Genomic DNA, 13,103 nt, shown 5'->3' with positions numbered 1-13,103 from the left:
AAGACAGCAGGTGCCGAAAGGCATAAGGTTAATACGCCTGCCGAGGGAACTGATATCGTTGTATATTTCTATCCCCCTGTCCTGCGTGTGACGGAGGGATTTTATTTTACAGAAAACGTTTACCAGGCGGTTATAGAAATAAAACAGGAGGTAAACCAATCATGGCAAAAGTTGAATTAAAGCAGCCGGTTGTTGCTGAAATCGCAGAATTATTCAACGGCGCTAAGGGCGCAGTAGTAGTTGACTACCGTGGACTGACAGTTGAGCAGGACACACAGCTCCGTAAGCAGTTAAGAGAAGCTGGTGTTACTTATAAAGTATATAAGAACACCATGATTCGTTTCGCTGCTAAGGGTACCGCGTTCGAGGCTCTGGAGCCGAATCTGGAGGGTCCGACCGCTCTGGCTGTATCCAAAGAGGATGCTACAGCTCCGGCAAGAATTTTAGCTGAGTTCGCTAAAAAAGCAGACAAGCTTGAGATCAAGGGCGGCGTTGTAGAGGATACTTACTACGATGCAAAGGGCATGCAGGTTATCGCAACCATCCCGTCCAGAGAAGTTCTTCTTGGAAAACTTCTTGGAAGCATGCAGTCTCCGATCACAAACTTCGCTCGTGTTATCAAACAGATCGCAGAGCAGCAGGAGGCATAAGACCCTTACCTACAAAGCAGGGTGTAAGGTGCGTGAGAGCCGCATAGTAAAGCAAGAGGCCGCATAAGGCCGATTTAAAATTCAATCACAGGAGGAATATTAAAATGGCAAAGTTAACAACAGCTGAGTTCATTGAGGCAATCAAAGAATTATCCGTATTAGAGTTAAACGATTTAGTAAAAGCTTGCGAGGAAGAGTTCGGTGTATCCGCAGCAGCAGGCGTTGTTGTAGCAGCAGCAGGTGCAGCTGAGGCAGCAGAAGAGAAGACTGAGTTCGACGTAGAGCTGACAGAGGTTGGCCCGAACAAAGTTAAAGTTATCAAGGTAGTTCGTGAAGCTACAGGTCTTGGTCTGAAAGAGGCTAAGGAAGTAGTTGACGGTGCTCCGAAGGTAGTTAAGGCTGGCGCTTCCAAGGAAGAGGCTGAGGACATCAAGACTAAATTAGAGGCTGAAGGCGCTAAAGTTACCTTAAAGTAATTTAAGTAATTTCGCATAGAGCTAATTGCATTACAGATGGGGAGTCTGGCGTGTGCGTGAGCGCATGCCGGGCTCTTTTTATTTCATAGGAAATTGCGTCCTATGAAATAAAAAATACTCCGCGAAGATGCAGACTCTTTTTTAAACGGGGGAATCAAATCAAGATGGCAGAGAAGACAAGAAATGAAACGGCAGCAGATGAGGAACTTAAAACGCTTCGGGAACGGCTTAAGGTGTGCGAATTTCTGCTGATTGGGCTTGGAAGCGAATGGGAGAAGGCGGGAGGCGCGGAGGTACAGGAGGCATACCGGGCGCTGGCATCGATGACAGAGGGGAAGGATTATTTTATCGTGACAACCGCAAAGGATGCGCGCATCTTTGAAAGCCCGTTGGATGAAGCGAAAATCACGGCGCCGTGCGGTAATGTGAACTGGCTTCAGTGTTCGAAAGGCTGTACGAAGGATATCTGGGAGCGCGGCGAGGTGGCGGATGGTATCTGCCCGCACTGTGGGGCGCCGCTGACAGAAAACACAGTTCTGGCGAATCCGTATATCGAGGAAGGTTATTTGAAAAGCTGGAATCTCTACCGGGAATGGCTGGCTGGAACCTTAAACCATGCGCTTCTGATTCTCGAGCTGGGAGTGGATTTCAAGACGCCGACCGTCATCCGCTGGCCCTTTGAAAAGACGGTCTTTTTTAACCGCAAATCGCATATGTATCGGATAAACCAGAAGTTTTACCAGATTGTCGGAGATATTCAGGAGAGGACCGTATCGATTCCGCAGAATTCGGTCGGCTTTATCCGCAATTTTGCTTCCTGCGATTGAGAGTCCACTTAGTTACTGGGCACGTATGCGTGAACAGTAACGTCCACTTATCTGCGGAGGGGACATTTGGGAAGCAAAACTTGAGAAACCGCTTCGATTGTGCTAAAATGGAACCATCGTTTGACAGAAAACGACAGAAAATGACATGGACGAGAGGATAGGGCAATGGGAGCAATCAGTAATGACTGGCTGGCTCCGCTCAGCGGAGAGTTTAAAAAGCCATATTACAGAAAGTTATACGATACTGTGAAACGGGAATATGAGACGCATGTTGTATATCCGGATGCGAATGATATTTTCAATGCATTTGATTTTACCCCTCTTTCCGAGGTAAAGGTGGTTATTTTAGGTCAGGATCCCTACCATGGTCCGGGACAGGCGCATGGGCTTTGCTTTTCGGTAAAGCCGGATGTGGAAATCCCGCCGTCCCTGGTGAATATTTATCAGGAATTGCACGATGATCTCGCTGCTACATCCCGAACAATGGCTATCTGACGAAATGGGCGAAGCAGGGAGTCATGCTGCTGAACACAGTTCTGACCGTCCGCGCGCATCAGGCTAATTCCCACCGTGGAATCGGCTGGGAGGAGTTTACGGATGCTGCGATCAAGATCTTAAATGAGCAGGACCGTCCGATGGTATTTATTCTGTGGGGACGTCCGGCACAAGCGAAGAAATCGATGCTTAATAATCCGAAGCATCTGATTCTCGAAGCACCGCATCCGAGCCCGCTGTCTGCGTACCGCGGATTTTTCGGCAGCCGCCCATTCAGCAAGACCAATGAATTTTTAAAAGAACATGGTGTTGCCCCGATCGACTGGCAGATAGAAAACGTGTAGGAAGGAGCAGACATGAGTTTTGTTGAGATTTTAAAGGTAATTGTACTGGGAATCGTGGAAGGTTTCACGGAATGGCTTCCGATCAGCAGTACCGGGCATATGATTCTGGTGGATGAGATCATCCATCTGGATGTCAGCGAGGCGTACCGGGAAGTGTTTATGGTTGTCATCCAGCTGGGTGCGATTCTGGCGGTTATGGTGCTGTATTTCAATAAATTGAATCCGTTTTCACCGCACAAATCGATGGCGCAGAAGCGCGGTACAATCCGTTTGTGGATAAAAATTATTATAGCCTGCATTCCGGCAGCGGTGATTGGGCTTCCGCTTGACCATTTCATGGATAAGCTGATGAATGGCTATGTCGTAGCAGCGATGCTGATTCTCTACGGCGTTTTGTTTATCGTACTGGAAAATCGAAACGTACACCGTCATTTTCCGATTGAGCGCGTGACGCAGATTTCGTTCCAGACAGCGGCACTGATCGGCTGTTTCCAGGTGCTGGCGATGATTCCGGGTACTTCCCGTTCGGGCGCGACGATTCTGGGCGCGATGCTGATCGGCTGTTCACGTCCGGCGGCGGCAGAATTTTCATTCTTCCTTGGGATTCCGGTTATGTTCGGTGCGAGTTTTTTAAAGATTGTGAAATTTTTCATTCAGGGCGGCGGATTTTCTTTCGCGGAGTTCATTTATCTGGTTCTTGGTATGGTGGTCGCATTTGGCGTGTCCGTGTACTCGATCAAGTTCCTGATGGGATATGTCCGCAAGCATGATTTCAAGTTTTTCGGATATTATCGGATTGTGCTTGGTATCGTGGTGTTGTCCTACTTTGGTATTTCGGCGCTAGTAGGTTAAAATGTACTCTCGGAGTCTTTCCTGCACTTGCTTTTGCGGCTGGCGGAAAGATTCCGAGAGCACATTAAATAGAAAAAGAGGATTCAGACCTGACAGAAATGCGGAGGTCTGGATCCTTTTTTGCGTTCATATAATACATGGAAGCGGAAACGCAAATATAAAGGGGATGCCCTGTCACAGTTCAGGGCTGACACGTCTAAAATGGTAAATCGGATCATTCAAAATAAGGGTTCCATGAGGAAAAAACTGCTCTGCCTGTGCACGGCAGTGCTGCTGGATCTGTGTTTCTTAGGAATCGTGTGCAGGCTGGCAGTGGGGATGCAGTGGGAAGATTTGGCAAAAGTGGAGCAGGCGGACCAGACGGTTTCCTCCCCGGAATGCTTTTCCGGCGGGGAGCTGGCGCTGACCTTCGACGATGGACCGCACAGGGTGTACACGAAAAAGCTGCTGGACGGCTTGCGCGAGAGGGGCGTGAAAGCCTCTTTTTTTCTGGTCGGGGAAAATATTCCGGGTAATGAGGAACTGGTGCGACAGATGGCTAAAGACGGTCATCTCATCGGGGTTCACTGCATGGCACATGTGGATCTGGCGCGCCAGCCGATTGAAAAGAGCGTGGAGGAGATTCGGGAGACGGCCGATTGGATCGAGGCGGTCACGGGAAAACGTCCGGAATACATACGTCCGCCGTATGGTTCATGGAGTACGGAGCTTCAGGAGAGAGTGTCGATGACGCCGGTGTTCTGGGACGTCGATACGCTGGATTGGAAAAGCCGGAATACGGCGCGGATTGTGAAGCATATCTGTAAAAATGCGGCGGTTCACACAGTGGTGCTGATGCATGATGCATATCAGACTTCGGTCGATGCAGCGCTTGAAACGATTGACACATTGACGGCGGAAGGATATACTTTTGTTACAATAGAAGAATGTCTGATTGATTGAGAGGATACGATGGATTTATTTGATTATATGCGGAAAAATACGATCGAGCAGGAGGCACCGCTGGCATCCAGGCTGCGCCCGTCCACGCTTGACGAGGTGGTGGGACAGAAGCATATCATAGGAAAGGATAAGCTTTTGTACCGGGCGATCAAGGCGGATAAGCTCGGATCGCTGATTTTTTACGGACCGCCCGGAACGGGCAAAACGACGCTGGCGCGCGTGATTGCCAACACGACGAGCGCGCGTTTTGAGCAGCTCAACGCGACGGTGGCGGGGAAAAAAGATATGGAACAGGTCGTGCAGGATGCCAAGGATGCGCTGGGGATGTACGGAAAGCGCACGATCCTGTTTATCGACGAGATTCACCGCTTTAATAAGGGGCAGCAGGACTATCTTCTGCCGTTTGTTGAGGACGGGACGATTCTGCTCATTGGTGCGACGACGGAGAATCCGTATTTTGAGGTCAACGGGGCGCTGATTTCCCGATCACGTATTTTTGAGCTGAAACCGTTGGAAAATGCGGATATCCGCGAGCTTTTAGAGCGGGCGATCCATGACAAGGAAAAGGGCATGGGAAGCTATCGCGCGGAGGCGACGGACGAGGCGCTCGATTTTCTGGCCGATATGGCAGGCGGAGACGCGCGCGCGGCGCTCAATGCGATCGAGCTTGGTATTCTCACAACGGAACGGAGTGGAGATGGGCTGATTCACATTACACTCGATGTGGCGCAGGAGTGCATCCAGCGCCGTGCCGTGAAGTATGACAAGACGGGGGACAACCATTACGATACGATCTCAGCGTTTATCAAGAGTATGCGCGGTACCGATCCGGATGCGGCAGTTTATTATCTGGCGAAGATGCTGGATGCAGGCGAGGATATCAAATTTATTGCGCGGCGTATCATGATCTGTGCATCGGAGGATGTCGGCAATGCGGATCCGCAGGCGATTCAGGTTGCGGTCAGCGCGGCGCTGGCAGTGGAGCGGATTGGTCTGCCGGAGGCGCGGATTATCCTGTCGCAGGCGGCTACCTATGTGGCGAGCGCACCGAAGAGCAACGCGGCGTATGTGGCGGTCGATGAGGCACAGGAGGCGGTCAGGTTAAAGGGCAACTTTACGGTGCCGTCCCATCTGCGCGACTGCCATTACAGCGGGGCGGAGAAGCTGGGGCATGGCGACGGGTACAAGTATGCACATGATTATCCGAACCATTATGTGAAGCAGCAGTACCTGCCGGATGGACTGGAGGGCAGCACATTTTACCGCCCGTCAGAAAATGGGTATGAGAAGAAGATTGGGGAGTGGCTGCGCTTCCTGAAGGGCTCTGAATGAGAAAAAGCTTCCCATATGTTCCTGAATTGATATGTATGAAGAAAATGTCTACTTGAATTTTTATGAAAACCGTTTATAATAAAACCAAGGTGGCTGCAGGATAAAGAGCAGTCACAGCATAAAAGGCTATGTTAAAAAGGTATGCCGGGCAGGTATCTGCCTGTCCGGTTTCGTGTAAGTACCTGGAAGACATCCACACGTTTCTTATTTCTGATTTTTGAATCCCAGAGAATATGACACAATTAAACAGGGCAAGGAGAATTATATGAGAGAAAAATTAAAGACACTCCCTCTGGTGCAGCTTCGGGAAATGGCGAAGGCACAGGGGTTAAAGGGGATCAGCACCCTGAAAAAGGCGGAGATCATAGACAGGCTGTGCGAACTTGAGAAGCCGGTGGAAGAGGGACAGAAAGAAGAAACGCCCCAGGCTTCTGTCAGTGAGCATCCGGCTGGATCGGCGGAACCGGCAGAGAGAACGGAAATGCACGTGCAGCCGCGCAGAACGGATGCAGGGCAGAATACATCGGCACAGACGTATTCGCAGCCGCGGAGATCTGCCAACGGAGAACGGGCTGCGGGAGGGCAGAATTCCAGTTATGAGCGCCGCAGCGAAGGCGGATACCGCCGGAATGAATACGGCTCCTATACACGCCGTGAGAATAATAATACCCGTTATCAGGATAATCGCAGACGCGAGTACACGCAGCGAGAGGGGTATCAGAGAAATTCCTATGTGCCGCGTAACAATTACAATGAAGCGATGAGCGCAAGAACCGAGTATAGCCAGCCGGAACATACCGCACCGGCACCGCAGATGGCAGAAGCAGCCTCCGAGTACAGTCAGCCGGAACGTACCGCGCCGGTGCAGCAGATGGAAAGCACCCGTACTGAGGTGGAAAATGCACGCATGGAGGATCTGAAAAATGAATTTCAGGAGCTGGACAGCGGCATCGAGCGAACGGAATCCTGGAGGTTATGCCGGATGGATTTGGATTTATCCGTTGTGAAAACTTCCTGCCGGGTGAAAATGACGTTTATGTGGCGCCGTCCCAGATCCGCCGTTTTAATCTGAAAACTGGTGATATCGTGCGCGGAAGCCGTCGTGTGAAGTCGGCGACGGAGAAATTTGCCGCATTATTATATATTAATTCGGTCAATGGATACCCGACCAGCGTGGTGGAAAAACGTCCGAATTTTGAAAATCTGACGCCAATTTTCCCAAATGAACGTCTGCACCTGGAATATCCGGGGGTTAAGACTTCCATGGCGATGCGCGTGATGGATCTGCTGTCCCCGATCGGAAAAGGACAGCGAGGCATGATCGTATCCCCGCCAAAAGCCGGAAAGACCACCCTGTTAAAGCAGGTGGCGACGACCATCACAAAGAACCATCCAGAAATGCACTTGATCATCCTTCTGATTGATGAGCGTCCGGAGGAGGTGACAGATATCCGTGAGACGGTAACGGGAGAAAATGTCGAGGTCATCTATTCAACGTTTGACGAGCTGCCGGAGCGTCATAAACGTGTGTCGGAGATGGTAGTAGAACGGGCGAAGCGCCTTGTCGAGCACGGAAGGGACGTTATGATTCTTTTAGACAGTATCACCCGTCTGGCGAGGGCTTACAACCTGGTGGTTCCGCCGAGTGGACGAACTCTTTCAGGTGGTTTGGATCCGGCAGCGCTGCATATGCCGAAGCGCTTCTTCGGTGCGGCGAGAAATATACGCGAGGGCGGCAGCCTGACGATTCTGGCGACCGCGCTGATTGAGACGGGCAGCCGTATGGACGATGTTATTTACGAGGAATTTAAGGGAACCGGCAACATGGAGCTGGTTCTTGACCGCAAACTTTCCGAGAAGCGCATCTTCCCGGCGCTCGATATCCTGCGTTCCGGTACGCGAAGAGATGATCTGCTTCTTTCGTCCGCCGAGGCGGAAGCGGTCGATATCGTTCACAAGGCGACCAACACGCAGAAACCGGAGGATACCGTTGAGCGGATCCTGGATCTGTTTGCCAAGACGAAGAACAATACGGAATTTGTGGAGATCACGCGGAAAAAGGGGTCATTTTACTAAAAATCATGTTTCACCAATAGCGCATCTGTGAGGACTTTCTTCCAGGCAGGAAAACAGGACTGTAAGAAGAAAAATAGTATTGAAAAATAGATAAAATTGCTTGCTAAAAAGTACACACCATGATATAATTATAAGGCTGTATTAACAGACGGTAGTTCTGACATCTGCGTGAGTCGTCCTTACGAGTGGAAGGAACGCTTAAATGATGGAATAGCGTGCCTGGATGTGCGGAGCTTTATATAGAGCCGTTTTAAGACGGCTTGCAATTAAAAAAGCGGTCGGAAATCGCAATGAAAAATTCAGAGAGGTGAAAGAAATGAGAGAAGGAATCCATCCAGCCTATTATCAGGCAAAAGTAGTTTGCAACTGTGGTAACGAGTTCGTAACTGGTTCTACCAAGAAAGACATCCACGTAGAGGTTTGCTCCAAGTGTCATTCATTCTACACAGGCCAGCAGAAAGCAGCCGCTGCCCGCGGACGTATCGATAAGTTCAACCGCAAGTACGGCATCAACGCAGGCAAATAAGTTTGAACCATGTAAAGGTTGGGTTTTAGTGGCGACATTAAACTCAGCCTTTTTGTTTTCTTCTTTTTTTATTTTGAAAGGACAGCATGAAGTATTCAGGAATTGGCGGTCAGGCGGTAATTGAAGGAATCATGATGATGAAAGGCGAGGACTATGCAGTGGCAGTCCGCCGGCCTGACAAAGAGATAGAAGTAAAAAAAGACACATACCAGAGTATCACGAAAAAAGCGAAGATTTTACAGCTCCCGTTTGTGCGCGGCGTGTTCCGGTTTGCAGATTCGATGATCATCGGCATGCGGAGTCTGTCGTATTCCGCCAGCTTTTTTGAAGATGATGAGGATGCAGAGCCGGGAAAATTCGAACAGCTTTTAGACCGTGTGTTCGGCGAGAAGCTGGAGAGTGCGATCATGGCAGCAGTGCTGGTAATTTCGTTTATCCTGGCAATTGCTATTTTTATGCTCCTGCCGCTGGGGATTGCGAACCTGTTTAAGGGAGTTATCACATCGGATCATCTGATGGCAGTGCTGGAAGGTGTGATCCGGATCGCGATTTTTATTATCTATATTAAACTCGTTTCGCGGATGGAGGACATCCGGCGGACATTTATGTACCACGGGGCGGAGCACAAGTGCATCAACTGTGTGGAACACGGACATCCGCTGACGGTAAAATATGTGCGCGAGAGCTCTAAGGAGCACAAGCGCTGTGGTACCAGTTTCATATTGATTGTCATGGTGATCAGTATTCTGATGTTTATGGTGATCCGGGTCGATACGATCTGGATGCGGATTCTGAGCCGTATTATTCTGGTTCCGGTCATTGCAGGTATATCATATGAGGTATTGCAGTGCGCCGGACGGAGCAATTCGAAGTTTATGGATCTGGTGAGCCGTCCGGGTATGTGGATGCAGGGTCTGACGACGAAGGAGCCGGATGACTCGATGATTGAGGTGGCGATCGCGGCGACCGAGGCAGTTTTTGACTGGAGAGAATACCTGACGGAGAATTTCCCAGGCTGGGAAAAGCAGCTGGAAGAGTCATAAATAGAACACGGTACGACAGAGGGGATGAGTCGATGAGCGAGGAAAACGGAAGAACAGACCTGACCTGGAGAGAACTGTTGGATGAGGGCGGCGCGCGCTTAAGTGAGGCGGGTGTGCCGGACGCAGGGACGGATGCCTGGTATCTGATGGAAGCGGCGTTCGAGATTGACCGGGTGCATTATTATCTGGATCAGAACCGTCCGATCCATGCGGAACGCCTGGAAAAGGGCTATGGGCGCTATCAGGAAATGCTTCAGAAACGGGCAGAGCGCATTCCACTGCAGCAGATTCTGGGAATGCAGGATTTTATGGGAATGACATTTTCTGTCGATGAAAATGTCCTGATTCCGCGCCAGGATACGGAGACGTTAGTTGAGCGGGTTCTTCGGGATTACCCGGAAAAGGATCTGAAACTTTTGGATATGTGTACCGGATCCGGCTGTATCGCGATCAGCCTTGCCGTGCTTGGCGGCTACCAGAACGTGACGGCGGTGGATATTTCCGAGGCGGCGCTGCGCGTGGCAAAGAAAAATGCGAGACGTCTCTTTTTGATTCAGAAGGGAACTGCGCGGTCAGAATCGTTTCAGGTATCGGAGGATCCGTGGTGCATCCGCCTGAAAACGTGGCTGGCAAAGGGACCGCGCCTGCAGGCAGAGATCGAGGAACACAGCCTGACACTTTTGCAGAGCAATCTGTTTCAGGCAGTGGAGGCGGATGTCATGTACGATGTGATTGTGTCGAATCCGCCGTATATCCCATCGGCGGTGATCGACGGTCTGGAACCGGAGGTACGCGACCATGAGCCGCGGCTGGCGCTGGACGGCAGCGAGGACGGTCTGTATTTTTACCGGGTTCTGGCGCTGGAGTGCAGCAAACATCTGAACAAGGGCGGCTGCGTATATTTTGAGATAGGATATGATCAGGCGGAGGCGGTCAGCCGGATACTGACCATCGCCGGGTATCGGGAGATAGAAGTGATAAAGGATGAGCCGGGGCTTAACCGCGTGGTAAAGGCACGGTGGAACCGTTAGACGATAGAGGAGGATATCATGTTTGACAGATTGGATGATTTGCTGATCCGTTATGAAGAGCTGATGGAAGAGCTCGGCAGCCCGGAAGTGGCAAGCGATACAAATCGTTTCCGCAAGCTGATGAAGGAGCAGTCGGATCTGGCTCCGATTGTGGAGGCATATAAAGAGTATAAGAAGGCAAAACAGGACGTAGAGGACAGTCTGGCGCTTCTGGATGAGGAATCCGACGAGGAGATGCGCGAGATGGCGAAGGAAGAGTTAAATGCTGCGAAAAAGCGCATTGAAGATCTGGAGCAGGAATTAAAAATTCTGCTTCTTCCGAAAGATCCGAACGATGAAAAGAACGTTATCGTCGAGATCCGTGCAGGTGCAGGCGGCGATGAGGCGGCATTATTTGCGTCCGAACTGTACCGTATGTATGTGCGCTTTGCAGAGCGCAACCGCTGGAAAACTGAGCTTGTCAGCGTCAGTGAAAATGGAATCGGCGGCTTCAAGGAGGTCGTTTTCATGATTACCGGCCAGGGCGCTTACTCCAAGATGAAGTACGAGAGCGGTGTCCACCGCGTACAGCGTGTGCCGGAGACCGAGTCCGGCGGACGTATCCATACTTCGACCGCGACGGTTGCCGTGATGCCGGAGGCAGAGGATGTGGACGTTGTCATCGATGATAAAGATATCCGTATTGACGTTATGCGTGCGTCCGGAAACGGTGGACAGTGTGTCAACACGACTGACTCCGCGGTACGTCTGACCCATATTCCGACCGGTATCGTGATCTACAGCCAGACTGAGAAATCGCAGTTACAGAACAAGGAAAAGGCGTTCCGTCTTCTGCGTTCCAAGCTATATGATCTGGAGCTGGAGAGACGCCAGAACGAGGAAGCGGCAGAACGCCGCAGCCAGATCGGTACCGGTGACCGTTCCGAGAAGATCCGTACCTATAACTTCCCGCAGGGACGTGTGACCGAGCACCGCATCAAACTGACCTTGTATAAGATCGATTCGATCATGGACGGCGATCTGTATGAGATCATTGACAGCTTAATTGCAGCCGATCAGGCGGCGAAGCTGGCGAAGATGAATGAGGGCATCTAAAGAATTAGAGAAAACGGAAGGGGGATCCTATATGGAAAGAAGAGATAAAGTCAATTATTATTTGGATCTGGCGGAAATGGTTTCGCAGCGGAGTACCTGTCTGCGAAAGCACTACGGGGCAGTGATTGTGAATAACGATGAGGTTATCTCGACCGGCTATGTGGGCGCCCCGCGCGGACGGAAAAACTGTTCCGATATCGGTCGCTGCATCCGCGAGGAGCTTCATGTGCCGCGCGGCGAGCGGTACGAGTTGTGCCGCAGTGTCCATGCCGAGGCAAATGCCCTGATCAGTGCCTCCAGAGAGCGCATGATCGGCGCGTCGCTGTATCTGACCGGTGTCGATGCGAGAACCGGCGGGTATGTGGAAAAATCGAGCTGCTGTTCGATGTGCAAGCGCATGGTAATCAATGCCGGAATTGAACATGTCTATATCCGTGATACGAAAAATGAGTACCGAAAAGTCGATGTAGAAGATTGGATCCGCGAAGATGAATCGCTGGAAGGAAAATTTGGGTACTAAGAAGCGCACAGGAGACGGCGCTGCCCGCTGGGCACGCCGCATCTTCTGTGCTTTTTTGATCGTGATTGGATGTCTGGTTCTGGCGGATGGTGTGGGGGATGCGGTTAGAAGGGCGGAAAACAGAGATTCACAATCTGAAGGAAAGGTAGAGAAGAATTTATCTGGAAAATCTGATTCAGATGCGTCAGAGCCGATATGGCAGCCAGATTTCGCAGCCTTAAAATGCCAGAATGCTGACGTCATTGCCTGGATTCGCATTCCCGGTACTCACATCGACGAACCGATTGTCCAGACAAGCGACAATGAATCGTACCGCAGCATCGGGCTGGATGGAAAACCAGATCCAGCCGGGACCGTCTTTCTGGACTGCGAGAGTGCACCGGATGCGTCGGATTTTCATTCGATCTTTTACGGGCATCATATGAAGGACGGAAGCCGGTTTTCCGAGCTGGTCCGCCTGAAAGACGAAGATTTCTTCCAGAAGCATCGGACTGCTTACCTCTATTTCCCAGATGGGAAAAGGCGGACACTCCGTCTGATTGCAGCGCTCACTGCGGGCAGTCAGGGGGAACGGCGTAGGACGGAATTTGCGGATCGGTCGGAGATGCATCCTTATATAGAAGAAATGACGGAGGGATGCCGGTTTCGCGAACTGCCAGACGAGGAGGTTTCCCACTTGTATTCCTTTGTGACATGCAGTTATGAATTTGCGGATGCGCGGACGATTGTGTATGCAGTGGATGAATGATGCTCATGGGTTGTGGAATGCAAGAACAGTAGAGGGAAAATTATGTGTAAACATAGAAGAAGTGTAAGGCAAATAAATTTGCAAGCAGCAGGCAAATGTGGTATATTACTTATAGTGATGAGATCTGCCTTTTTTTAGAAAAGAGG

The 13,103-nt window shown here is 50.7% G+C and carries 12 protein-coding genes, 2 pseudogenes and 1 other annotated feature (1 of these 15 cut by a window edge); all 14 genes and pseudogenes read left to right on the top strand.

Features of this window, described 5'->3' with window-relative positions:
• Positions 1-114, top strand: a sequence feature (ribosomal protein L10 leader region); it begins 21 nt to the left of the window's first position.
• Positions 115-161: 47 nt separating this feature from the next.
• The 14 genes and pseudogenes from rplJ to DW085_RS09690 all read left to right on the top strand — a co-directional run bounded on the left by rplJ (position 162) and on the right by DW085_RS09690 (position 12,957).
• On the top strand, positions 162-650 hold the full coding sequence (rplJ, locus tag DW085_RS09755; RefSeq protein WP_022360614.1) for a 50S ribosomal protein L10: 489 nt from the start codon (positions 162-164) through the stop codon (positions 648-650).
• Positions 651-754: 104 nt separating this feature from the next.
• Positions 755-1,126, top strand: a complete 372-nt coding sequence (gene rplL / locus DW085_RS09750; protein ID WP_107001383.1) for a 50S ribosomal protein L7/L12 — start codon at positions 755-757, stop codon at positions 1,124-1,126.
• 164 nt (positions 1,127-1,290) lie between these two features.
• Positions 1,291-1,953, top strand: a complete 663-nt coding sequence (locus tag DW085_RS09745; protein ID WP_118492417.1) for a hypothetical protein — start codon at positions 1,291-1,293, stop codon at positions 1,951-1,953.
• 165 nt (positions 1,954-2,118) lie between these two features.
• Positions 2,119-2,792 (top strand): annotated as a pseudogene (locus DW085_RS09740) (uracil-DNA glycosylase).
• A 12-nt stretch (positions 2,793-2,804) separates the two neighbouring features.
• Positions 2,805-3,644 carry an undecaprenyl-diphosphate phosphatase gene (locus DW085_RS09735; protein WP_022360611.1) on the top strand — a complete coding sequence of 280 codons (840 nt, stop codon included), beginning with the start codon at positions 2,805-2,807 and terminating at the stop codon, positions 3,642-3,644.
• A gap of 234 nt (positions 3,645-3,878) precedes the next feature.
• Positions 3,879-4,586, top strand: a complete 708-nt coding sequence (locus tag DW085_RS09730) for a polysaccharide deacetylase family protein (RefSeq protein ID WP_182427303.1) — start codon at positions 3,879-3,881, stop codon at positions 4,584-4,586.
• Positions 4,587-4,595: 9 nt separating this feature from the next.
• Positions 4,596-5,918 carry a replication-associated recombination protein A gene (locus DW085_RS09725; RefSeq protein ID WP_118492413.1) on the top strand — a complete coding sequence of 441 codons (1,323 nt, stop codon included), beginning with the start codon at positions 4,596-4,598 and terminating at the stop codon, positions 5,916-5,918.
• A gap of 265 nt (positions 5,919-6,183) precedes the next feature.
• Positions 6,184-7,994: pseudogene (gene rho / locus DW085_RS09720) on the top strand (transcription termination factor Rho).
• 316 nt (positions 7,995-8,310) lie between these two features.
• A complete protein-coding gene (gene rpmE, locus DW085_RS09715) occupies positions 8,311-8,520 on the top strand; it encodes a 50S ribosomal protein L31 (RefSeq protein WP_022360607.1) in 210 nt (69 codons plus the stop codon).
• An 86-nt stretch (positions 8,521-8,606) separates the two neighbouring features.
• Positions 8,607-9,563 (top strand): DUF1385 domain-containing protein, encoded by a 957-nt coding sequence (locus DW085_RS09710; RefSeq protein ID WP_118492411.1) that lies wholly within the window; start codon positions 8,607-8,609, stop codon positions 9,561-9,563.
• Between the two features lie 32 nt (positions 9,564-9,595).
• Positions 9,596-10,594: a HemK/PrmC family methyltransferase gene (locus DW085_RS09705; RefSeq protein ID WP_118492409.1), complete on the top strand. Its 999-nt coding sequence runs from the start codon at positions 9,596-9,598 to the stop codon at positions 10,592-10,594.
• Between the two features lie 18 nt (positions 10,595-10,612).
• On the top strand, positions 10,613-11,689 hold the full coding sequence (gene prfA, locus DW085_RS09700) for a peptide chain release factor 1 (RefSeq protein ID WP_107001390.1): 1,077 nt from the start codon (positions 10,613-10,615) through the stop codon (positions 11,687-11,689).
• 31 nt (positions 11,690-11,720) lie between these two features.
• The gene (locus DW085_RS09695; RefSeq protein WP_022360603.1) at positions 11,721-12,209 is read left to right on the top strand and encodes a deaminase; all 489 of its coding nucleotides are present in this window, start codon (positions 11,721-11,723) and stop codon (positions 12,207-12,209) included.
• Positions 12,178-12,957 (top strand): class B sortase, encoded by a 780-nt coding sequence (locus DW085_RS09690; protein ID WP_118492407.1) that lies wholly within the window; start codon positions 12,178-12,180, stop codon positions 12,955-12,957. Before DW085_RS09695 ends, DW085_RS09690 begins: the two co-directional genes overlap by 32 nt.
• Positions 12,958-13,103 lie beyond the last annotated feature (146 nt).

Origin of the sequence: Clostridium sp. AF50-3 (genome assembly GCF_003477445.1) — a bacterium.
In the GTDB taxonomy this organism is placed as follows: Bacteria; Bacillota; Clostridia; order Lachnospirales; family Lachnospiraceae; genus Otoolea; species Otoolea fessa.
Note: the sequence above shows the minus strand (reverse complement) of the source record. Positions and strands in the feature narration are given on the sequence as shown.

Excerpts from the sequence above, each read along its gene's own strand:
- rplJ (WP_022360614.1), top strand. The coding sequence starts at position 162 with ATGGCAAAAGTTGAATTAAAGCAGCCGGTTGTTGCTGAAATCGCAGAA.
- rplL (WP_107001383.1), top strand. The coding sequence starts at position 755 with ATGGCAAAGTTAACAACAGCTGAGTTCATTGAGGCAATCAAAGAATTA.
- DW085_RS09745 (WP_118492417.1), top strand. The coding sequence starts at position 1,291 with ATGGCAGAGAAGACAAGAAATGAAACGGCAGCAGATGAGGAACTTAAA.
- DW085_RS09735 (WP_022360611.1), top strand. The coding sequence starts at position 2,805 with ATGAGTTTTGTTGAGATTTTAAAGGTAATTGTACTGGGAATCGTGGAA.
- DW085_RS09730 (WP_182427303.1), top strand. The coding sequence starts at position 3,879 with ATGAGGAAAAAACTGCTCTGCCTGTGCACGGCAGTGCTGCTGGATCTG.
- DW085_RS09725 (WP_118492413.1), top strand. The coding sequence starts at position 4,596 with ATGGATTTATTTGATTATATGCGGAAAAATACGATCGAGCAGGAGGCA.
- rpmE (WP_022360607.1), top strand. The coding sequence starts at position 8,311 with ATGAGAGAAGGAATCCATCCAGCCTATTATCAGGCAAAAGTAGTTTGC.
- DW085_RS09710 (WP_118492411.1), top strand. The coding sequence starts at position 8,607 with ATGAAGTATTCAGGAATTGGCGGTCAGGCGGTAATTGAAGGAATCATG.
- DW085_RS09705 (WP_118492409.1), top strand. The coding sequence starts at position 9,596 with ATGAGCGAGGAAAACGGAAGAACAGACCTGACCTGGAGAGAACTGTTG.
- prfA (WP_107001390.1), top strand. The coding sequence starts at position 10,613 with ATGTTTGACAGATTGGATGATTTGCTGATCCGTTATGAAGAGCTGATG.
- DW085_RS09695 (WP_022360603.1), top strand. The coding sequence starts at position 11,721 with ATGGAAAGAAGAGATAAAGTCAATTATTATTTGGATCTGGCGGAAATG.
- DW085_RS09690 (WP_118492407.1), top strand. The coding sequence starts at position 12,178 with ATGAATCGCTGGAAGGAAAATTTGGGTACTAAGAAGCGCACAGGAGAC.